This window comes from Paracoccus aestuarii (genome assembly GCF_028553885.1).
GTDB classification, from domain to species: domain Bacteria; phylum Pseudomonadota; class Alphaproteobacteria; order Rhodobacterales; family Rhodobacteraceae; genus Paracoccus; species Paracoccus aestuarii.
Genome location: NZ_CP067169.1, coordinates 253409 through 272609 on the forward strand (window position 1 = coordinate 253409; position 19201 = coordinate 272609).

At 67.0% G+C, this 19201-nt stretch carries 19 protein-coding genes; 13 read left to right on the forward strand and 6 right to left on the reverse strand.

The features are described from left to right. Positions 1 to 7: 7 nt before the first annotated feature. The 5 genes from petA to JHW48_RS01280 form a co-directional block, all read right to left on the reverse strand. A complete protein-coding gene (gene petA / locus JHW48_RS01260; RefSeq protein WP_119886205.1) occupies positions 8 to 571 on the reverse strand; it encodes a ubiquinol-cytochrome c reductase iron-sulfur subunit in 564 nt (187 codons plus the stop codon). Positions 572 to 782: 211 nt separating this feature from the next. Further along, entirely contained in the window at positions 783 to 1559 is a 777-nt protein-coding gene (gene radC, locus JHW48_RS01265) for a RadC family protein (RefSeq protein WP_119886204.1), read from the reverse strand. Between the two features lie 42 nt (positions 1560 to 1601). Further along, the gene (gene dnaJ / locus JHW48_RS01270) at positions 1602 to 2765 is read right to left on the reverse strand and encodes a molecular chaperone DnaJ (protein ID WP_119886203.1); all 1164 of its coding nucleotides are present in this window, start codon (positions 2763 to 2765) and stop codon (positions 1602 to 1604) included. Positions 2766 to 2844: 79 nt separating this feature from the next. Then, the gene (dnaK, locus tag JHW48_RS01275) at positions 2845 to 4788 is read right to left on the reverse strand and encodes a molecular chaperone DnaK (RefSeq protein WP_272835840.1); all 1944 of its coding nucleotides are present in this window, start codon (positions 4786 to 4788) and stop codon (positions 2845 to 2847) included. Between the two features lie 163 nt (positions 4789 to 4951). Further along, complete coding sequence (locus JHW48_RS01280) at positions 4952 to 5773, reverse strand: ABC transporter permease (protein ID WP_119886201.1); 822 nt, start codon at positions 5771 to 5773, stop codon at positions 4952 to 4954. Positions 5774 to 5959: 186 nt separating this feature from the next. On the opposite strand from JHW48_RS01280, the gene cysQ reads away from it, so the two are divergent. The 8 genes from cysQ (at position 5960) to JHW48_RS01320 (ending at position 14846) form a co-directional block, all read left to right on the forward strand. Continuing rightward, positions 5960 to 6757: a 3'(2'),5'-bisphosphate nucleotidase CysQ gene (gene cysQ / locus JHW48_RS01285; protein ID WP_119886200.1), complete on the forward strand. Its 798-nt coding sequence runs from the start codon at positions 5960 to 5962 to the stop codon at positions 6755 to 6757. A 1-nt stretch (position 6758) separates the two neighbouring features. After that, a complete protein-coding gene (locus JHW48_RS01290; protein WP_119886199.1) occupies positions 6759 to 7559 on the forward strand; it encodes a 3-deoxy-manno-octulosonate cytidylyltransferase in 801 nt (266 codons plus the stop codon). A 170-nt stretch (positions 7560 to 7729) separates the two neighbouring features. After that, complete coding sequence (locus tag JHW48_RS01295) at positions 7730 to 8626, forward strand: UTP--glucose-1-phosphate uridylyltransferase (RefSeq protein ID WP_119886198.1); 897 nt, start codon at positions 7730 to 7732, stop codon at positions 8624 to 8626. A 3-nt stretch (positions 8627 to 8629) separates the two neighbouring features. Continuing rightward, positions 8630 to 9616, forward strand: a complete 987-nt coding sequence (gene galE / locus JHW48_RS01300) for a UDP-glucose 4-epimerase GalE (RefSeq protein WP_119886197.1) — start codon at positions 8630 to 8632, stop codon at positions 9614 to 9616. Continuing rightward, positions 9613 to 10623: a glycosyltransferase family 2 protein gene (locus JHW48_RS01305; protein ID WP_240637840.1), complete on the forward strand. Its 1011-nt coding sequence runs from the start codon at positions 9613 to 9615 to the stop codon at positions 10621 to 10623. The genes galE and JHW48_RS01305 overlap by 4 nt, the downstream gene beginning before the upstream one ends. Before the next feature lie 109 nt (positions 10624 to 10732). After that, positions 10733 to 11758 carry a glycosyltransferase family 2 protein gene (locus tag JHW48_RS01310; RefSeq protein WP_119886217.1) on the forward strand — a complete coding sequence of 342 codons (1026 nt, stop codon included), beginning with the start codon at positions 10733 to 10735 and terminating at the stop codon, positions 11756 to 11758. After that, positions 11755 to 13458, forward strand: a complete 1704-nt coding sequence (locus JHW48_RS01315; protein ID WP_272835694.1) for a DUF5927 domain-containing protein — start codon at positions 11755 to 11757, stop codon at positions 13456 to 13458. The genes JHW48_RS01310 and JHW48_RS01315 overlap by 4 nt, the downstream gene beginning before the upstream one ends. After that, a complete protein-coding gene (locus JHW48_RS01320) occupies positions 13455 to 14846 on the forward strand; it encodes a hypothetical protein (protein ID WP_119887693.1) in 1392 nt (463 codons plus the stop codon). Before JHW48_RS01315 ends, JHW48_RS01320 begins: the two co-directional genes overlap by 4 nt. Before the next feature lie 18 nt (positions 14847 to 14864). Here the strand turns inward: JHW48_RS01320 and JHW48_RS01325 are convergent, their stop codons facing one another. Continuing rightward, positions 14865 to 16253: a phosphohexomutase domain-containing protein gene (locus JHW48_RS01325; RefSeq protein ID WP_119887692.1), complete on the reverse strand. Its 1389-nt coding sequence runs from the start codon at positions 16251 to 16253 to the stop codon at positions 14865 to 14867. A 151-nt stretch (positions 16254 to 16404) separates the two neighbouring features. Here JHW48_RS01325 and JHW48_RS01330 point away from each other — a divergent pair, with 151 nt between their 5' ends. The 5 genes from JHW48_RS01330 to JHW48_RS01350 all read left to right on the forward strand — a co-directional run bounded on the left by JHW48_RS01330 (position 16405) and on the right by JHW48_RS01350 (position 19179). Continuing rightward, positions 16405 to 16806 (forward strand): ketosteroid isomerase-related protein, encoded by a 402-nt coding sequence (locus tag JHW48_RS01330; protein WP_119887691.1) that lies wholly within the window; start codon positions 16405 to 16407, stop codon positions 16804 to 16806. Then, the gene (locus JHW48_RS01335; protein WP_119887690.1) at positions 16803 to 17387 is read left to right on the forward strand and encodes a GNAT family N-acetyltransferase; all 585 of its coding nucleotides are present in this window, start codon (positions 16803 to 16805) and stop codon (positions 17385 to 17387) included. Before JHW48_RS01330 ends, JHW48_RS01335 begins: the two co-directional genes overlap by 4 nt. Then, positions 17384 to 18238 (forward strand): carbon-nitrogen hydrolase family protein, encoded by an 855-nt coding sequence (locus JHW48_RS01340; RefSeq protein WP_119887689.1) that lies wholly within the window; start codon positions 17384 to 17386, stop codon positions 18236 to 18238. The genes JHW48_RS01335 and JHW48_RS01340 overlap by 4 nt, the downstream gene beginning before the upstream one ends. Before the next feature lie 75 nt (positions 18239 to 18313). Further along, positions 18314 to 18736 (forward strand): alternative ribosome rescue aminoacyl-tRNA hydrolase ArfB, encoded by a 423-nt coding sequence (gene arfB / locus JHW48_RS01345; protein WP_119887688.1) that lies wholly within the window; start codon positions 18314 to 18316, stop codon positions 18734 to 18736. Continuing rightward, entirely contained in the window at positions 18733 to 19179 is a 447-nt protein-coding gene (locus JHW48_RS01350; protein ID WP_240637970.1) for an NUDIX hydrolase, read from the forward strand. The genes arfB and JHW48_RS01350 overlap by 4 nt, the downstream gene beginning before the upstream one ends. Positions 19180 to 19201 lie beyond the last annotated feature (22 nt).

A 19201-nucleotide genomic window follows, 5' to 3' on the forward strand; every position in this document is an offset into this window, starting at 1 on the left:
TCCCCCCTCAGCCCAGCTGGATGGTGGTGTCGTTGATGAACGACGCCACGGGAATATGCATGTTCTGCGGCGCGGGGCCGCGACGGATGCGGCCGGCCGTGTCGTAATGGCTGCCGTGGCAGGGGCAGAACCAGCCGCCGAAATCGCCCGCGCCGTCGCCGATGGGCACGCAGCCCAGATGGGTGCAGACGCCGATCTGGACCAGCCATTCGCCGGTCTCGTCCAGCGCGCGGTTCGCGTCGGTGGCCGGCGCGTTGTCGCCGACATTGGGGTTCTGCGCGTTGCGGTCCACCAGCTCGTTCAGCTCGACCGCGCGGCCGGCCTCGATCTCCTCGGGGGTGCGGCGGCGGATGAACACGGGCTTGCCCAGGAACAGGACGGTGATCTGCGATCCGGGCGCGACGCCCGCGACATCGACCTGGATCGAGGCTAGGGCCTGGACGTCGGCCGAGGGGTTCATCTGGTTCACAAGCGTCCAGGCGGCGGCACCGGCGGCCACCGTGCCTGCTCCCGCCGTGGCATAGTAGAGGAAATCCCTCCGGGTGCCTACGTGGTCATCTGCGTGGGACACGGGTCATACTCCAATTCAGGCCGAGAAGGGGCCGATACGACATTCCGGGCCGCGTCCGAACGCAGCCTTCGCGGGGGCGGTTCTAGCCCTCAATTTCCCGTCAGTCCAGATGATAACCCGTGCAACCCCTACGCAAATCGCCGCATCCGGCGGATTCGCCACGCCGTTCCGTATGGTCACTGCGGCAGGGTGTCGCGGTTGCAGGCCGCCGTCACAACAGCCCTTCCGAGCGAAAGCTGAGTTCGCGCGACTTGCCGATGATCAGGTGGTCGTGGATGGTGATTCCCATGCTGTCGGCGGCTTGGGCGATGCGCGCGGTCATGGTGATGTCGCTGTCGGACGGCGTGGGATCGCCCGAGGGGTGGTTGTGCACCAGGATCAGCGCCGAGGCGTTCAGCTCCAGCGCGCGGCGGATGATCTCGCGCGGGTAGACGGGGACATGATCGACCGTGCCGCGGGACTGTTCCTCATCGGCGATCAGCACGTTCTTGCGGTCCAGATAGAGCACGCGGAACTGCTCGATCTCGCGATGGGCCATGGCGGTGTGGCAGTAATCCAGCAGCGACTGCCAGCTGGACAGGACGGGGCGGTGCATGATCCGGGCGCGGGCCATGCGCTGCGCCGCTGCCTCGACGATCTTCAGTTCGGTGACGATGGCGGGGCCCACGCCCTCGACCGCCTGCAGGCGGGCGGGCGGGGCGGTGATGACGCGGTTGAAATCGCCGAAGGTCTCGATCAGGCGGCGGGCCAGGGGCTTGACGTCCTGGCGCGGGATGGCGCGGAACAGCACCAGCTCCAGCAACTCGTAATCGGGCATCGCCCCGGCGCCGCCCTGCATGAAGCGGTCGCGCAGCCGCGCCCGGTGATCGGCCAGATAGGAGGGCGCGCCGCGCCGCCCCGCGACGGGCGGCGTGTCCAGCGCCACGTCATCGGGGGCGGGCTGGAACAGCGGCAGGGGCATTTCGCCAAAGGAACGATTCGGGTCCATGCCGCCAGCATGGCCCGAACCGGTTAACGCGGGGTTAAGACCTCAGCGGGTCATCCCGTCCCAGAAGCTTTTCACCTTGTCGAAGAACCCGTCCGATTGCGGGCTGTTATCGGCCTTCTCGGCCTCGAACTCGCGCAGCAGCTCGCGCTGGCGGGTGGTCAGGTTCACGGGCGTCTCGACCGTCAGCTCGATCAGCATGTCGCCGAAATCGCCCGCCGCGCCGGGGCCGTGGCGCAGGGGCGGCATGCCCTTGCCGCGCAGGCGCATCTGGCGGCCGGTCTGGCTGCCGGCGGGGACCTTGACGCGAGCGCGCCCGCCGTCGATCGTCGGCACCTCGACCTCGCCGCCCAAGGCGGCGGTGGCCATGCTGACCGGCACCTGACAGGCCAGCATCTTGCCGTCGCGCAAGAAGATCGCGTGCTCGACCACCTCGATGAAGATGTAGAGATCGCCCGTCGGCCCGCCGCGCAGCCCGGCCTCGCCCTCGCCGGCCAGGCGGATGCGGGTGCCGGTCTCGACGCCCGCGGGGATGTTGACCTGCAGCGCGCGGTCGCGTTCCATCCGGCCCGCGCCGTGGCAGGCCTTGCAGGGGTTCTTGACGATCTGGCCCGCGCCGCCGCAGGTCGGGCAGGTGCGCTCGACCGTGAAGAAGCCCTGCTGGGCGCGCACCTTGCCCATGCCCGCGCAGGTCGGGCAGGCGGCGGGCTGGCTGGCCCCTTCGGCGCCGGTGCCGCTGCATTCGCCGCAGGCGACCGAGCCGCGCACGGTGATCGGCTTCTGGACGCCCATATAGGCCTCCTCGAGGCTGACCCGCAGGTTGTAGCGCAGGTCCTGGCCGCGCTGTGCCCGGGCGCGTCCGCCGCCCCCGCCGCCGCGCCGGCCCATCATGTCGCCGAACAGGTCCTCGAAGACATCGGCGAAGGCCGCGCCGAAATCGCCCGGATGCTGGCCGCGCCCGCCGCCGCCGCCGCCCATGCCGCCCTCGAAGGCGGCATGACCGAAGCGGTCATAGGCGGCCTTCTTGTGGTCGTCCTTCAGGCAGTCATAGGCCTCGTTCACTTCCTTGAAGCGGGCCTCGGCCGTGGCATCGTCCTGATTGCGGTCGGGATGCAGTTCCTTGGCCTTGCTGCGATAGGCCTTCTTGATCTCGTCGGCCCCGGCCCCGCGCGTGACCCCGAGCACTTCGTAATAGCAACGCTTGCCCATGTCTCGTCCTGTTCAGCTGCCCCAAAAGACAGGCCGGCCCGCTGCGACGGGCCGGCCCTTTTCGGGGAAGCGGCCCTGATCAGCCGCGCTTCTTGTTTTCGCCCAGATCTTCGAAATCGGCGTCCACGATGTCGCTGTCCACGTCGCGCGGGGAATCCGCATCGGCGGGGCCGGCATCGTCACCGCCCTGCTGCGACTTGTAGATCGCCTCGCCAAGCCGCATGGACGCATCCATCACGTTCTGGATGCCCGAGCGGATCTTGCCCGCATCCTCGGACTTGACCGATTCCTCCAGCGCGCCGACGGCCAGTTCGATCGCCTCGACGGTCGAGCTGTCGACCTTGTCGCCATGCTCGTCCAGCGACTTCTTGGTCGAATGGATCAGGCTTTCGGCCTGGTTCTTGGCCTCGACCAGCTCGCGGCGGTTCTTGTCGGCATCGGCATTGGCCTCGGCATCCTTCACCATCCGGTCGATATCCTCGTCGGTCAGACCGCCCGAGGCCTGGATGGTGATGTTCTGCTCCTTGCCGGTGCCCTTGTCCTTGGCGCTGACCGAGACGATGCCGTTGGCGTCGATGTCGAAGGTCACCTCGATCTGCGGCATGCCGCGCGGCGCGGGCGGGATGTCCTCCAGGTTGAACTGGCCCAGCATCTTGTTGTCGGCGGCCATTTCCCGTTCGCCCTGGAAGACGCGGATGGTCACGGCGCCCTGGTTGTCCTCGGCGGTCGAGAAGATCTGCGACTTCTTGGTCGGGATGGTGGTGTTGCGGTCGATCAGGCGGGTGAAGACGCCGCCCAGGGTCTCGATTCCCAAGGACAGGGGCGTCACGTCCAGCAGCACGACGTCCTTGACGTCACCCTGCAGCACGCCGGCCTGGATGGCGGCGCCGAGCGCCACGACCTCGTCGGGGTTCACGCCCTTGTGGGGCTCCTTGCCGAAGAATTCGGTGACCTCGGCCACGACCTTGGGCATGCGGGTCATGCCGCCGACCAGAACGACCTCGTCAATGTCGGATTTCGAACAGCCGGCATCCTTCAGCGCGTCGGCGACGGGCTTCATGGTGCGCTTGATCAGGTCGGCCACCAGGCTTTCCAGCTTGGCGCGGGTCAGCTTGACGACCAGGTGCAGCGGCGTGCCGCTGTTCTTGTCCATGCTGATGAAGGGCTGGTTGATCTCGGTCTGGCTGCTGCTGGACAGCTCGATCTTGGCCTTTTCCGCAGCTTCCTTCAGGCGCTGCAGGGCCATCTTGTCCTTGGACAGATCGACGCCGTGCTCCTTCTTGAACTCGTCGGCCAGGTAGTTGACGATCCGCATGTCGAAATCTTCGCCACCCAGGAAGGTGTCGCCATTCGTGGATTTCACCTCGAACAACCCGTCGTCGATTTCCAGGATGGTGATGTCGAAGGTCCCGCCGCCGAGGTCATAGACCGCGATCGTCTTGGTTTCCTTCTTGTCCAGGCCGTAAGCCAGCGCGGCCGCGGTCGGCTCGTTGATGATGCGCAGGACCTCGAGGCCGGCGATCTTGCCCGCATCCTTGGTCGCCTGGCGCTGTGCGTCGTTGAAATAGGCGGGGACGGTGATCACGGCCTGGGTGACCTGTTCGCCCAGATAGGATTCGGCGGTTTCCTTCATCTTCTGGAGGATCATCGCGCTGACCTGCGCCGGAGAGTACTTCTCGCCCTTCACCTCGACCCAGGCATCGCCATTGCCGCCGTCGGTGATGGTATAGGGGACCAGCTTGCGGTCCTTTTCCACGGCCTCGTCGCCCATGCGGCGGCCGATCAGGCGCTTGACGGCGAAGACGGTGTTGGTGGGGTTGGTCACGGCCTGACGCTTGGCGGGCTGGCCGACCAGACGCTCTCCATCCGTGAAGCCGACGATCGAGGGCGTCGTGCGCGCACCCTCGCTGTTCTCGATGACCTTGGGCTGGCTGCCGTCCATGATGGCGACGCAGCTGTTCGTGGTGCCGAGGTCGATGCCGATGACTTTGGACATGTGTCTGAACCTTTCTTGCGGCGATATGTTAGGCTGCGGGTCCGTTGCGGCCCCCGAGGCCCGATCCCTTGCGTGAAACCGGTCCGGAACCGTCCGGGCCGTTCGGGGGTGTATATAGGGATGCAATTCGGCCCCGCAAGCACCGGATCGGCCCAAAAACGGGCCGGACCGGAGCCGATCCGCGCGGTTTTTACTGAACCGCGCTCCAGCTGATGGATTCGTATTTGCGGGTCGTGAAGTTGATCAGCAGCCCCACCATCAGCGCCGCGATCGTCACCCAGAGCGGATAGTAGAGCATCGTCTTGTGCGGCGAATAGTTGATAAACAGAAAGCCCCGTTCCTGGTCGATCAGGTGAAAGAGCGGGTTCCAGCTGAACCAAGGCAGGATGAAGCCCGGCATCGCATTGGCCACGAAGAACTTGCCCGAGGCGAACATGTTGATCCGCTGATAGAGTGTTGTCAGCACCTTGCAGGCCTGCGGCGACCATGGCCGGATCCCCAGGAAGATCAAGCCGATGGCCACGCCCGAGAACCAGGCCAGCAGGAACAGCGCCCCCGCCCCCAGGGGGTCGTGGATCGTGAAGGGTTGGAAGGCCATGTAATAGACCGACAGGATCACGATGCAGCCGATCGTCTGGCGATAGAGCACCGCCAGCGCCGCACCGGAGATCAGCACCGCCGCGTTCAGCGGCTCGTGCTTGATGATGCCCGAGGATATCGAATGGCTCTGCGCGACCGCGCCCACCGATTGCACATGCAGCATGAAGATGAAGATGCCCGACATGATGTAGAGCAGGAAATCCCCCCGGATCGGCGATGATTTCAGCCCGATCAGCGAATACATCGCCAGAAAGACCGCCACGAACAACACGCTTTGCAGCATGGTCAGCAGCAGCCCGACCACCGCGTTGCGGTGCTCCGTGCGCAGGTTGTAGACCGTCTGGTGATAGATCAGGGCGATGGTCGTGAACCCGGCCTGCAGCATGGTCCGGTTCTGACGCTGCTTGAACATTCGCGAACTGCTCCGAATTCTGGCCTTTGGCGGCGGGGTGGTGGCAGGCTTGCATCGCCGCGCGACATCCGCCCGGCCCGGCGCTTGCCCACGGACCTGTCGGGCATCATAAGTGGCGCGACGCCACCGCACAACGCGACGGCAGGACCCTGCGCCCGAATGCCCCGTCAGGGAAAGGAAAAGTGAATGCAATTCGACCGGTTGACCACGGAAATGCGTCGCCTGGCCCTGGAGGCGGGCGCGCGCATCATGGAGATCTATCAGTCCGACGATTTCGAGACCCGCGCCAAGTCCGACGATTCGCCCGTCACCGCCGCGGACGAGGCCGCCGATGCGCTGATCTCGGCGGGGCTGCGGGCGGCCTTTCCCGACATCCCCCTGGTGACCGAGGAACAGTCCGACACCCATGACCAGGACCTGCGCACCTTCCTGATCGTCGATCCGCTGGACGGCACCAAGGAATTCGTGCAGCGGCGCGGCGATTTCACCGTCAACATCGCCTATGTCGAGAACGGCGTGCCGCTGCGCGGCGTGGTCTATGCCCCCGCCAAGGGGCGGCTGTTCTACACCACCGCCGACGGCCGGTCGGTCGAGGAGCAGGGTCCCTTCGGCGAGGCCCCCGGCCGGACCGATCCGATCGGCGTCAACGCCACGCCCGACAACCGCGCGCTGATGGTCGTGGCGTCGAAATCGCATCGCGACGCGGCCACCGACGCCTATATCGGCGAATACGGGGTGCGCGACATGACCAGCGCGGGCAGCTCGCTGAAATTCTGCCTGGTCGCCACGGGCGAGGCCGATCTCTATCCCCGGTTGGGCCGGACGATGGAATGGGACACGGCGGCGGGCGACGCGGTCCTGCGCGGGGCGGGCGGTCAGGTCGTGCGCTTCGACGACCACACGCCGCTGGCCTATGGCAAGCCGGGATTCGCGAACCCGTTCTTCATCGCCTATGCCCCCGGCGTCCTGCTGGTGAAGGGCTGAGATGTCGGTCGTCATCGTCATCCCCGCCCGCCACGCCTCGACCCGCTATCCCGGCAAGCCGCTGGTGCCCCTGACCGGGGCGGGCGGCCGGGCGCGCAGCCTGATCCGGCGCAGCTGGGACGCGGCCATGGCCGTGCCCGGCATCGACCGGGTGATCGTGGCCACCGATGACGACCGCATCCGCGACCACGCGCAGGGCTTCGGCGCCCAGGTCGCGATGACCAGCCCCGACTGCCGCAACGGCACCGAGCGCGTGGCCGAGGCCGTGGCCGCGCTGGACCTGTCCCCCGAGATCGTCGTGAATCTGCAGGGCGACGCGCCGCTGACCCCGTCCTGGTTCGTCGAGGATCTGGTGGCGGGCCTGCGCACAGCCCCGGAGGCCCAGGTCGCCACCCCGGTCCTGCGCTGTTCGGGCGCCATGCGCGAGGATCTGCTGGCCGACCGCCGCGCCGGGCGGGTGGGCGGCACGACCGCGGTCTTCGGCCATGACGGCCGCGCGCTCTATTTCTCGAAGGAGGTCGTGCCCTTCGTCCCCGTGGCGCCCGCGCCCGAGGCACCCAGCCCGGTCTTTCACCATGTCGGCGTCTATGCCTATCGCCCCGCGGCGCTGGCCGAATACGCGACCTGGCCCGAGGGCGTGCTGGAACGGCTGGAGGGGCTGGAGCAGCTGCGCTTTCTGGAACGCGGCCGCCATGTGCTGTGCGTCGAGGTCGAGGCGAGGGGCCGCCAGTTCTGGGAACTGAACAACCCCGAGGACGTTCCCCGGCTGGAGGCGATGATGCGCGCCATGCAGATCGACTGACCAGCCCCGCCGCGCGGCATTTCTATGAAAGATTTATGCGACTAGGGCAAATCGCTTGGCGGGGAATGGCCCAGAGAATAATCTGGCCTTGAAATCGAGGCGCATGCGTTTAGGCATCCGCACCAATCAGAGCGACGTCCGGGTCGCCGAACAATTCAGAGGTATACGTCATGGGTCGCAAGGTCACGAAAGCCATTTTTCCCGTCGCAGGCTTGGGGACGCGCTTCCTGCCCGCCACTAAGAGCATTCCCAAGGAGATCCTGTCCCTGGTGGACAAGCCCCTGATCCAATACGCCATCGACGAGGCGCGCGCGGCGGGGATCAAGGAATTCATCTTCGTCACCTCGCGCGGCAAGGGCGCGCTGGAGGATTACTTCGACCACGCGCATGAGCTGGAATCCAGCCTGAAGAAATCCGGCAAGGACAAGCTGCTGGACATCCTGCGGTCGACCAACATGGATTCGGGCGCCATCGCCTATATCCGCCAGCACAAGGCCCTGGGCCTGGGCCATGCCGTCTGGTGCGCGCGCCGCCTGATGAACGAGGACGAGCCCTTCGCCGTCGTGCTGACCGATGACGTCATCCAGGGCGAGCCGCCCTGCCTGCAGCAGATGATCGAGGCCTATGGCGAGACCGGCGGCAGCATGGTCGCCACGATGGAGGTCGCGCCGGAAAAGGCGTCCTCCTACGGCGTTCTGGACGTTGCCGAGGATATGGGCGCCATCGTACGCGCCCGCGGCATGGTCGAAAAGCCCGCCATGGGCACGCAGCCCTCGAACCTGGCGGTGATCGGCCGCTACATCCTGGCGCCGACCGTGATGAAGAACCTCAACAAGCTGAAGCAGGGCGCGGGCGGCGAGATCCAGCTGACCGACGCCATCGCCGAGGAGATCGAGGCCGGGCGCGACGTCTTTGGCCTGCGCTTCCGCGGTCAGCGTTTCGATTGCGGGTCCAAGGCGGGCTTCCTGCAGGCCACCGTCGCCTTCGGGCTGGAGCGCGACGAGCTGAAGGACGAATTCGCCGAATACCTGCATCAGGTCATGGCGATGCGCCGCGCGGCGGAATAAGCCATGTCGGACAAGGTTCTGGTGACGGGCGGTGCGGGCTATATCGGCTCGCATGCCTGCAAGGCGCTGGCGGCGGCGGGGTTCACCCCGGTCACGCTGGATAATTTCTCGACCGGCTGGCGCGATGCGGTGAAATTCGGCCCCGTGGTCGAGGCCGACCTGATGGACCGCGCGGCGCTGGATGCGGCCTTTGTCGAACACCGGCCCGTGGCGGTGCTGCATTTCGCGGCCCTGTCGCAAGTGGGCGAGGCGATGGCCGAGCCGGGTAAGTATTGGCGCAACAATGTCGCCGGTTCCCTGAACCTGATCGAGGCCGCGATCGCTGTGGGCTGTCTGGATTTCGTCTTCAGCTCGACCTGCGCGACCTATGGCGATCGCGACGGCGAGGTGCTGGACGAGGACACGCCGCAGGCGCCGCTGAACGCCTATGGCGCATCGAAACGCGCGATCGAGGACATGCTGGCGGATTTCGGCGCCTCGGACGGGCTGCGTTCGGTGATCTTCCGCTATTTCAACGTGGCGGGCGCCGATCCCGATGGCGAGGTCGGCGAACATCACCGCCCCGAGACGCATCTGATCCCGCTGATCCTGGATGCGGTGGACGGCAAGCGCGCGGCGCTGACCATCCATGGCACCGATTATCCCACGCCGGACGGCACCTGTATCCGCGACTATGTCCATGTGATGGATCTGGTGGATGCGCATGTGAAGGGGCTGGAATGGCTGCGCGCGGGGCGGGGCAGCCGGGTCTTCTGCCTGGGCACCGGCGACGGGTTCTCCGTCCGCGAGGTCGTGGATGCGACCCGCGCCATCACCAATCGCGAGGTGCCGATGGTCGACGGGCCCCGGCGCGGCGGCGATGCGGTCAAGCTGGTCTGCGGCAGCAGCCGCGCCAAGGCGGAACTGGGCTGGACCCCCGACCGGTCCACCATGCGCCAGATGATCGGCGACGCTTGGCGCTGGCACCAGACGGGCCGTTACGAGCGGTGAGCCTGCGCGGCGCGTGGCGGGCCTATCGCCTGCGCTGGAAGCGGCGCGAGCTGATCTGGCGCGCGATCCGCGCAGGCCGTCGCCTGACCCCGGTGGTGGATCGCACTGCCGTGATCCGGCCGGGCGATGTGCTGGCCGTGACCGTCCTGCGCAACGAGATCGCGCATCTGCCGGGTTTCCTGGATCATTACCGCGCCTTGGGCGTCGCGCATTTCCTGATGGTGGACAATGCCAGCGATGACGGATCGGACCGTTTCCTGGCCGATCAGCCCGACGTGTCGCTGTGGCGCTGCGCCGACAGCTATCGCGCGGCGCGGTTCGGGCTGGACTGGGCCGGGGCGATCCTGTGGCGGCATGGCCGGGGTCATTGGTGCCTGACGGTCGATGCGGACGAGCTGCTGGTCTATCCCGACCATGACCGGCTGGACCTGCCCGGCCTCTGCGCCCGGCTGGAGGCGGATGGCCGCCCCGGCATGGGGGCGGTGATGCTGGACCTTTATCCGACGGGGCCCTTAGGGACGGCGGATGCGCCCGAGGGCGCGGCCCTGACCGAGCGGCTGCCCTGGTTCGATCCCGGTCCCTGGCGGTCCAGCCGGTTGGAGCCGCGACGGAATCTGTGGCTGCAGGGCGGGCCGCGCGACCGGGTGTTCTTTGCCGACCGGCCGCGCCGGGCGCCGACGATGAACAAGCTGCCGCTGATGCGCTGGTCGCGGCGCCAGGTCTATGTGAACTCCACCCATTCCATGCTGCCGCCGCGGCTGAACCTGATCTATGACGGGCCGGGCGATCCGCGCCTGTCGGGGGTGCTGCTGCATGGCAAGTTCCTGCCCCAGATCGTCGAGAAATCCACAGAGGAGCTGGACCGCGCCCAGCATTTCGCCGACCCCGCCGCCTATCGCGACTATCACCGCCGGGTGGCCGAGGGGCCGGTGCTGCACCATGCGGGATCGCTGCGCTATCGCGGCTGGCGGCAGCTGGTCGATCTGGGCCTGATGGGGCCGGGTTAAACTGGTGCTAACACCTCTCTGCAATGCTGCGTCTCAGAGTCGGGGAATCAGCGCAGCACATTGAGCATGGTCAATAGCTTTATCATCAAACGTGAATTGCTGGTTGATGATGCGTAGGTGGATTGATGATGCGCGCGAGAGGCTGGAGCGCCGTGCTCGGAGGCAATACCTGATCGCGCGGGCCTTCAACCGCCGCCGCGCGCTGAAGCCGGTGGTGAACCGCACCGCCCAGATCCGCTCCGGCGCGATCCTGGCCTTCGTCACCATGCGCAACGAACGGGTGCGGCTGCCCTATTTCCTGGATTACTACCGCAAGCTGGGCGTCGATCATTTTCTGTTCGTCAACAATGACAGCAATGACGGCAGCGGGAACTATCTGGCCGAACAGCCCGACGTGTCTTTGTGGTGGACCAATGCCGGCTACAAGCGGGCGCGGTTCGGGATGGACTGGATCAACCGGCTGCTGATGAAATACGGCCATGGGCATTGGTGCCTGACGGTCGATCCCGACGAATTCCTGATCTATCCGCATTGCGATTCGCGCCCGCTGGCGGCGCTGACGGATTGGCTGGGCGCATCGGGGCGGTGCAGCTTTCCCGCCATGCTGCTGGACATGTATCCGCGCGGCAATATCGAGGATACCCGATACGAGGAAGGCCAGGACCCCTTCGCCATCGCCCGCTGGTTCGATCCGGCGAACTACACCATCGCCAAGAACCCCTTCTTCGGCAATCTGTGGATCCAGGGCGGGCCGCGCACGCGCAAGTTCTTCACCGCCGATCCCCTGGCGGGGCCCGCGCTGAACAAGATCCCGCTGGTGCGCTGGCATTGGCGCTATGCCTATGTCAGCTCGACCCATATGCTGCTGCCGCGGCACCTGAACCAGGTCTATGACGAGAATGGCGGCGAGATGGCGTCGGGCTGCCTGCTGCATGCCAAGTTCCTGTCCACCTTCGCCGAGAAATCCGCCGAGGAGCTGGACCGCCGCCAGCATTATTCCAACAGCAAGGAATACCGCGCCTATCACGCCGGCCTGCGCGAGGGCACGCGCATCTGGTGCAGCGAATCGCGCGAATACCAGGATTGGCGGCAGTTGGAGGACCTGGGCCTGATCTCGCGGGGGAACTGGGCATGACGGGGGCGGTCGGGCCGGATGACATGAGGCTGGGGGTGGTGCTGCTGTGCCATGCCCGGCTGGATGTCGCGGCCCGCATGGCGCGGATCTGGGTGGCGGGGGGCGCGCGCGTCGCGATCCATGTCGATGCCAAGGCATCCGTCGGCTCCGTGACCCGGATGAAGGCCGCGCTGGCCGACCTGCCCCAGGTGGTCTTTTCGCGCCGCCATCGCTGCGATTGGGGGCGGTTCAGCCTGGTGCGTGCGACCCGGGACGCGGCCGCGCTGCTGCTGGAGCGGTTTCCCGATACCAGCCATGTCTATCTGGCATCGGGGTCCTGCCTGCCGCTGCGGCCGGTGGCCGAACTGGCCGCCTATCTGGCGCGCGATCCGCATTGCGACCATATCGAAAGCGTCAGCGCGCTGGAGGTCGGCTGGGCCGTGGGCGGGCTGAACGAGGAACGCTTCACCCTGTTCTATCCGCTGGACTGGCGCCGTCAGCGCTGGATGTTCGACCGGCTGACCCAGATCCAGCGCCGGCTGGGCATCCGCCGCCGCCTGCCCAAGGGGCTGACCCCGCATCTGGGATCGCAATGGTGGTGCCTGACCGCCGCCACGCTGCGCGCCATCCTGGACGATCCGCGCCGGGCGGAATTCGACCGTTTCTTCCGGCTGTCCTGGATTCCGGATGAAAGCTATTTCCAAACCTTGGCCCGCCGCCACGCCCTGCGCATCGAGAGCCATTCGCTGACCTTGGCCAAATTCGACCATGACGGGCGGCCCTATCAGCTCTATGACGACCATATCCGCATGCTGGAGGAATCGCGCTGCTTCGTGGCGCGCAAGATCTGGCCGCAGGCCGACCGGCTGCTGGCCCATTTCCCGCGCCCCGTGGCGGCCCGACCCGACCCCGCCCCGCCCCAGCCCCAGAGGATCGAGCGGCTGATCAACCGCACCGTGCGCCGCCGCCTGCTGGGCCGGCCCGGCCTCTATATGCAGAGCCGCTTTCCCCGCAAGGATGCCGAGAACGGCAAGACCTCGGCCCCCTATGCAGTGTTCCAGGGCTTTTCCGACATCTTCCCGGATTTCGAGGCCTGGCTGGCGCGCCAGGTCGATGCCGATGTCCATGGCCATCTGCTGGGCCCCGAGATGGTCGAATTCGCCGGCCGGCCGGAGATCGGGCCCGGCGCCATCTCCTCCAGCACGCTGATCCGCGACCGCGACCCGCAGGGTTTCCTGACCGCGCTGATCCGCATCACCACCCGCATGCAGGCCTTTCAGTTCAGCCCGCGCGACAACCAGGCGCTGAACTGGTTCATGGCGACCGATCCCAATGCCCATATCCATGTGGTCACCGGGGCCTGGATGCTGCCCTTGCTGAATTCACCAGCGCCATTTGAAGAACTTCGAAAAATCGCGGGCGTCCTGCAGCGTATCGAGTTGCAACAGCTGGACATCCTTGGCTCAGTCTGGGTGCGGGCACGGGTTCAGATCCATGAGCTGGGTGACGTTTTAGCGTATCCCAATGACATATTGCTGCAATCGCTTCGGCACTTGCCGGAGGGACTGATGATCAGGTCGGGTGTGCCAGAGGTCGCCAACTATCAGGGGTTATCAGAGTTGCTGCGAAAGATGCGGAACGCCGGATTGCGTCTTCAGGTCACAAGCAGTGTCATTCCCCTGCTGGAAATGCTCGCACCCGAAAGGACCGCCGCCGAATGACCGCCCCCTTCCGCCGCTTCGTGATCTTCGCCGAGATGCGCACCGGCTCCAACCTGCTGGAGGCGACGCTGAATGCCCTGAAGGGCGTCACCTGCTTTGGCGAGGCGTTCAACCCCTACATGATGGGCTGGCCCGACAAGGACGAATTGCAGGGCATCACCCGCGAGGAACGCGAGGCCGATCCGCTGCGCCTGCTGGACCGGCTGTTCGACCGGCCGGGGCATCTGCCGGGGTTCCGCTATTTCCACGATCACGATCCGCGGGTCTTCGACGCGATCATGCATGACCGGGACTGCGCCAAGATCGTGCTGACGCGCAACCCGCTGGACAGCTATGTCTCGACCCGCCTGGCATGGGAGACCAACCAGTGGAAGCTGAACGAGACCGAGACCCCGATCCCCGCGACCATCACCTATGACGGGCCGGAATTCCGCGCCATGGTGGCGGCGGTGGAACGGTTCCAGCTGCGGGTGATGCACCGGCTGCAGGTCACCGGCCAGACCGCCTTCTGGCTGGGATACGAGGATCTGCGCGACCCGGAGGTGATGACCGGCCTGGTGCATTGGCTGGGCCGCACCGACATTGCCCGTGTCGATCCCGCCAGCGACCAGGTCCCCCAGAACCCGCGCGAGCTGGCCGAAAAGGTCGGCAATTTCGACCGGATGCAGGAGGATCTGGCGCGGATGGACCCGTTCATGCTGCGGCGGGTGCCCAATTTCGAACCGCGGCGCGGGCCCTCCGTGCCGGGGTTTTCGGCGCTGGATGCGGGTCATGGGCTGATCTACATGCCGGTGCGCGGCGGGCCGGGGCAGGCGATCCGCGACTGGATGGCGGGGCTGGGGCCGGTCAGCGGCGATTTCACCCAGACCAGCCTGCGCCAGTGGAAACGCCAGCATCCCGGCCATCGCAGCTTTGCCGTGCTGCGCCACCCGCTGCACCGCGCCTGGCAGGCATTCCGCCAGATGATCGACGGCGGATCGCCCGAGCTGCGCCAGCTGATGCGGGACGTGCATCGTGTGGCCCTGCCGCCGGACGAGGCGCTGCCGCAGCTGTCCCGGGATGCCCAGATCGACCTTTTCGCGGCCTTTCTGGGGTTCCTGCGCCGTAACCTGAACGGCCAGACGACCCTGCCGACCCATGCGCTCTGGGCCAGCCAGTCCGAGGTGATCGCCGGTTTCTCGCGCGTGGCCACGCCCGACATGCTGATCCGCGAGGATCGGCTGGACCGCGACCTGCCCGCCTTGGCCGAAGCCGCGGGCCTCGGCGGGGCCGCGCCGCCGCCCGTCGCGCCCATGCCGGATTTCCTGCGCGACCGGACGCTGATCCAGGCGGCGCGCCAGGCCTATCTGCGCGACTATATCGCCTTCGGCTTTGCGGACCCCGCCTGAGGGCGGGGCCAGCGCGCATCACCCCTTCAGCAGGGCGGCCAGTTCGGCCTGCTTGTCGCGCACCAGCGCCGCATCGCCGTCGGATTCGACGTTCAGGCGCACCACCGGTTCGGTGTTCGACTTGCGCAGGTTGAACCGCCAGCTGCCGAAATTCAGCGACACCCCGTCCAGGTCGTCCCGGCTGTCGGCCTTGTCGGCATAGGCCGCGATCAGCCGGTCGATCGCCGCATCCGGGTCCTCGATGACGTAATTCGTCTCGCCCGAGGACGGGTAGAGGCGCATCCGCTCCTCCAGCAGCTGGGCCAAGGTCTGGCCCTTGCGCGACAGCAGTTCGATCATCAGCAGCCACGGGATCATGCCGCTGTCGCAATAGTAGAAATCGCGGAAATAATGATGCGCCGACATCTCGCCGCCATAGATCGCGCCCACATCGCGCATCTTGCGCTTGATGAAGGCGTGGCCGGTCTTGCTGACCACGGCCTTGCCCCCGGCCTCGCCGATCATGGCGCGGGTGTTCATGATGACGCGGGGGTCATGGACGATCTTCTCGCCCGGCGACTTTTCCAGGAAGGCCGCGCCCAGAAGGCCCACGATGTATTCGCCGGGAATAAAGCGGCCGGTCTCGTCGAAGAAGAAGCAGCGGTCGAAATCGCCATCCCAAGCCACGCCCAGATCGGCGCCCTCTTCCTTCATGCGGGCGACGGTGGGGGGCTGGTTCTCATCCAGCAGCGGGTTGGGGATGCCGTTCGGAAAGCTGCTGTCGACATTGTGGTGCATGCGGACGAAGGTCAGCGGCGCGCCGCGACGCTCCAGTTCCTCGGCGATGGCGTCGAAGGTCGGGCCGGCGGTGCCGTTGCCGGCATTGACCAGGATCTTCATCGGCTTCAGCGCCGCGACGTCGACGAAATCGGCCATGCGGGATGCGTATTCCGCGCGGGCATGGCTGAAATCGGTGACGCTGCCCTTGGTGGCCGGGGCAAAATCGCCGCCGGTGGCCAGATCCACGATGGGCGGCAGTTCGGTCGCCGGGTCCAAGGGCGCCGAGCCGCGGCCCACGATCTTCATGCCGTTATAGTTGATCGGGTTGTGGGATGCCGTGACCTCGATCCCGCCATCGGTGTCCTGGTTGCCGGTGTGGAAATAGACCTCCTCGGTGCCCGCAAGCCCCAGGTCCAGCACATCGGCGCCGCCATCGGTCAGCCCCTCGATCAGGGCCGCGGCCAGCTCGGGGCTGCTCTCGCGGCTGTCGCGGCCCACGACCACGCGTTTCGCGCCGCGCGCCTGCGCGAAGGCGCGGCCGATGCGATAGGCCACATCCGCGTCCAGGTTCTTGCCCAGCTCGCCGCGCACGTCATAGGCCTTGAAGCAGGTGATCTCGCGTCTGCCGAGCTGATCGCGGTTGTCCATGTCGTCCCTCCGGGTCCTGTTTGCATCAGCGCTAACAGGTTCATGCGGTTTTTCAAGGCTGGCGGTCGGGGTCGGGTTCCCTCGGACCTAGGGATCAGGTGACGGGGCGCGCCGCGCGCGCTAGATTCCGCCAAAGACCGAGGAGAGACCGATGACCGCCACCGACCTGATCGCCGCCTATTACGATGCCTTCAATGCCGGACGCAGCGACGACATGCTGGCCTTGCTGCATGACGATGTCGAACATCACGTGAACGAGGGCAGGATCCGCCACGGCCGCGCCAAATTCGCCGAATTCAACGCCCATATGACCGAATGCTATCGGGAGAACCTGACCGACATGGTCATCATGGCCAATGAGGCGGGCGACCGGGCGGCGGCGGAATTCGTGGTGAACGGCACCTATCTGAAGACCGATCCCGGCCTGCCCGAGGCCCGCGGCCAGACCTATCGCCTGCCTGCGGGGGCGTTCTTCACCATCCGCGACGGGCGCATCGCGCGGGTGACCACCTATTACAACCTGGCCGACTGGATGGCGCAGGTCGGCGCATGAGCGTCACGGTCCGGGTCCTGACGGGAGATGCGCTGGCGCGGGCCCTGGACGACGTGGCCCGGCTGCGCATCGCGGTGTTCCGCGACTGGCCCTATCTCTATGACGGGGACCAGGATTACGAGCGTGACTATCTGCGGGCCTATCAGTCGCCGGGCGCGGTGGTGGTGGCGGCGATGGACGGCGACCGCATCGTGGGGGCGGCGACGGGCGCGCCCATGGCCGATCACGCCGCCGATTTCGCCGCCGCCTGGTCCGACCGGCCGGAGCCCTTGTCCCAGATCTTCTATTGCGCCGAATCGGTGCTGCTGCCGGACTATCGGGGCAGGGGGCTGGGCCATGCCTTCTTCGACGCGCGCGAGGATCACGCCCGCGCCCTGGGGGCCCGCTGGTCGGCCTTCTGCAGCGTCATCCGGCCCGATGACCACCCGCTGCGGCCCGCCGGTTACCGCCCACTGGACGGGTTCTGGACCCGGCGCGGTTACGCGCCCCTGCCGGGCGTCGTGGCGCAATTCGCGTGGAAGGACATGGGCCAGCCCGCCGAGACCGACAAATCCCTGCAATTCTGGATGAGACCGCTGTGAAGATCGCCTCTGCCGCCTATCCGATCGACTGGTTCGACACATTCGACGCCTATGCCGACAAGCTGACCCGTTGGGTCGAGGGGGCCGGGGCCGATCTGCTGGTCTTTCCCGAATACGGCGCGATGGAACTGGCATCGCTGGGCGGTCGCGCGGTGGCGGGCGATCTGAAGGCGGGCCTGCACGAGGTCGCCCGCCACGCGCCCGCGGTCCGGGCCCTGCATGCCGAACTGGCGGCCCGGCACGGCTGTCACATCCTGGGCGCCTCGGGGCCGGTCTTCGAGGGCGCGCGGCCGGTGAACCGGGCGGTGCTCTATGGTCCCGGCGGCGTGATCGGGCATCAGGACAAGCAGATCATGACCCGCTTCGAACGCGAGGAATGGGACGTGACCGGCGCGCCGGGGCTGCGGATCTTCGACACGGATCTGGGGCGGATGGGGGTGCTGATCTGCTATGACAGCGAATTCCCCCTGCTGGGCCGCGCCCTGGCCGAGGCGGGGGCGCAGATCCTGCTGGTGCCCAGCTGCACGGATACGGTGGCGGGGTTTCACCGGGTCCGGATCGGCGCCATGGCCCGCGCGCTGGAAAGCCAATGCGTCGTCGTGCATGCCCCCACCGTGGGGGCATGCGACTGGCTGCCCGCCCTGGACGAGAACCGCGGACGGGCGGCGATCTATGGCCCGCCGGACGGGTTCTGGCCCGAGACCGGCATCATCGCCCAAGGCGCGATGGACGAACCCGGCTGGCTGCGGGCCGAGGTCGACCTGGGCCGCGTGACCCTCAGCCGGAGGGAGGGCGCCGTCCTGCCCTTCGCGCATTGGCCCGAACAGGGGCAAAGTCGCGTGATCGGGTGATTTTCGACGCCGATTCACGCCCGATTAACGGTATTGCGCTTTAACTGGGGTCGGGACGCATCCTATCTTGGGGCCATGCTGCATGTCACCGACGCCATCACCATCCAGGAATGGGAACTGTCCGAACAGTTCACCCGGTCTCAGGGACCGGGCGGGCAGAACGTGAACAAGGTCGAGACGGCGGTGGAGCTGCGGTTCGAGGCGGAACGGTCCCCCGGCCTGTCGGACGGGGTCAAGCGGCGGCTGCGGCGGCTGGCCGGGCGGCGCTGGACCCAGGACGGGGCGATCCTGATCCTGTCGCAGGAGACCCGCAGCCAGGCCCGCAACCGCGAATTGGCGCGCGACCGTCTGGTGGAACTGATCCGCCAGGCGCTCGTTACGCCTAAACGGCGTGTCGCGACACGGCCGACCTTGGGCAGCCAGCGGCGGCGGCTCAAGGCCAAGGCGATTCGCGGCGGCGTGAAATCCCTGCGTGGAAAGGTGGACGACGACGAATGAACATGATCCTGCGGTCCTTCGACATGCTGTTGGGACGACGCCCGGCCTCGATGCAGGTGGGCGCGGTCTGCCGCGATCCGGCCACGGGCCGGGTGCTGCTGATCACCAGCCGCGGGACGGGGCGATGGGTCATTCCCAAGGGCTGGCCGATGGAGGGGCGCACCCTGCCCGGCGCCGCCGCCCAGGAGGCTTGGGAGGAGGCTGGCGTCCGCGGCCGTGTCCACCCGACCGAGCTGGGCCGCTATCGCTATGACAAGGGCCAGGACGAGGGCTTCGCCATCCCGGTCGAGATGCGCGTCTTCCTGCTGGAGGTCACCGCGCTCAGCGACGATTTCCCCGAGCAATCGCAGCGCCGCCGTCAATGGTTCGCGCCCGCCAAGGCCGCGCAGCATGTGGACGAGCCCGGCCTGCGCCGTATCCTGGCCCGGCTTGACGGTCGCTGAGCGCGCCGGATGACGCGCGGCC

Bases quoted from the DNA above. Each gene is read 5' to 3' on its own strand.
- radC (WP_119886204.1), bottom strand. From the start codon at position 1,559: ATGGACCCGAATCGTTCCTTTGGCGAAATGCCCCTGCCGCTGTTCCAG.
- dnaJ (WP_119886203.1), bottom strand. From the start codon at position 2,765: ATGGGCAAGCGTTGCTATTACGAAGTGCTCGGGGTCACGCGCGGGGCC.
- JHW48_RS01280 (WP_119886201.1), bottom strand. From the start codon at position 5,773: ATGTTCAAGCAGCGTCAGAACCGGACCATGCTGCAGGCCGGGTTCACG.
- cysQ (WP_119886200.1), top strand. From the start codon at position 5,960: ATGCAATTCGACCGGTTGACCACGGAAATGCGTCGCCTGGCCCTGGAG.
- JHW48_RS01290 (WP_119886199.1), top strand. From the start codon at position 6,759: ATGTCGGTCGTCATCGTCATCCCCGCCCGCCACGCCTCGACCCGCTAT.
- JHW48_RS01295 (WP_119886198.1), top strand. From the start codon at position 7,730: ATGGGTCGCAAGGTCACGAAAGCCATTTTTCCCGTCGCAGGCTTGGGG.
- galE (WP_119886197.1), top strand. From the start codon at position 8,630: ATGTCGGACAAGGTTCTGGTGACGGGCGGTGCGGGCTATATCGGCTCG.
- JHW48_RS01310 (WP_119886217.1), top strand. From the start codon at position 10,733: ATGCGTAGGTGGATTGATGATGCGCGCGAGAGGCTGGAGCGCCGTGCT.
- JHW48_RS01315 (WP_272835694.1), top strand. From the start codon at position 11,755: ATGACGGGGGCGGTCGGGCCGGATGACATGAGGCTGGGGGTGGTGCTG.
- JHW48_RS01320 (WP_119887693.1), top strand. From the start codon at position 13,455: ATGACCGCCCCCTTCCGCCGCTTCGTGATCTTCGCCGAGATGCGCACC.
- JHW48_RS01325 (WP_119887692.1), bottom strand. From the start codon at position 16,253: ATGGACAACCGCGATCAGCTCGGCAGACGCGAGATCACCTGCTTCAAG.
- JHW48_RS01330 (WP_119887691.1), top strand. From the start codon at position 16,405: ATGACCGCCACCGACCTGATCGCCGCCTATTACGATGCCTTCAATGCC.
- JHW48_RS01335 (WP_119887690.1), top strand. From the start codon at position 16,803: ATGAGCGTCACGGTCCGGGTCCTGACGGGAGATGCGCTGGCGCGGGCC.
- arfB (WP_119887688.1), top strand. From the start codon at position 18,314: ATGCTGCATGTCACCGACGCCATCACCATCCAGGAATGGGAACTGTCC.
- JHW48_RS01350 (WP_240637970.1), top strand. From the start codon at position 18,733: ATGAACATGATCCTGCGGTCCTTCGACATGCTGTTGGGACGACGCCCG.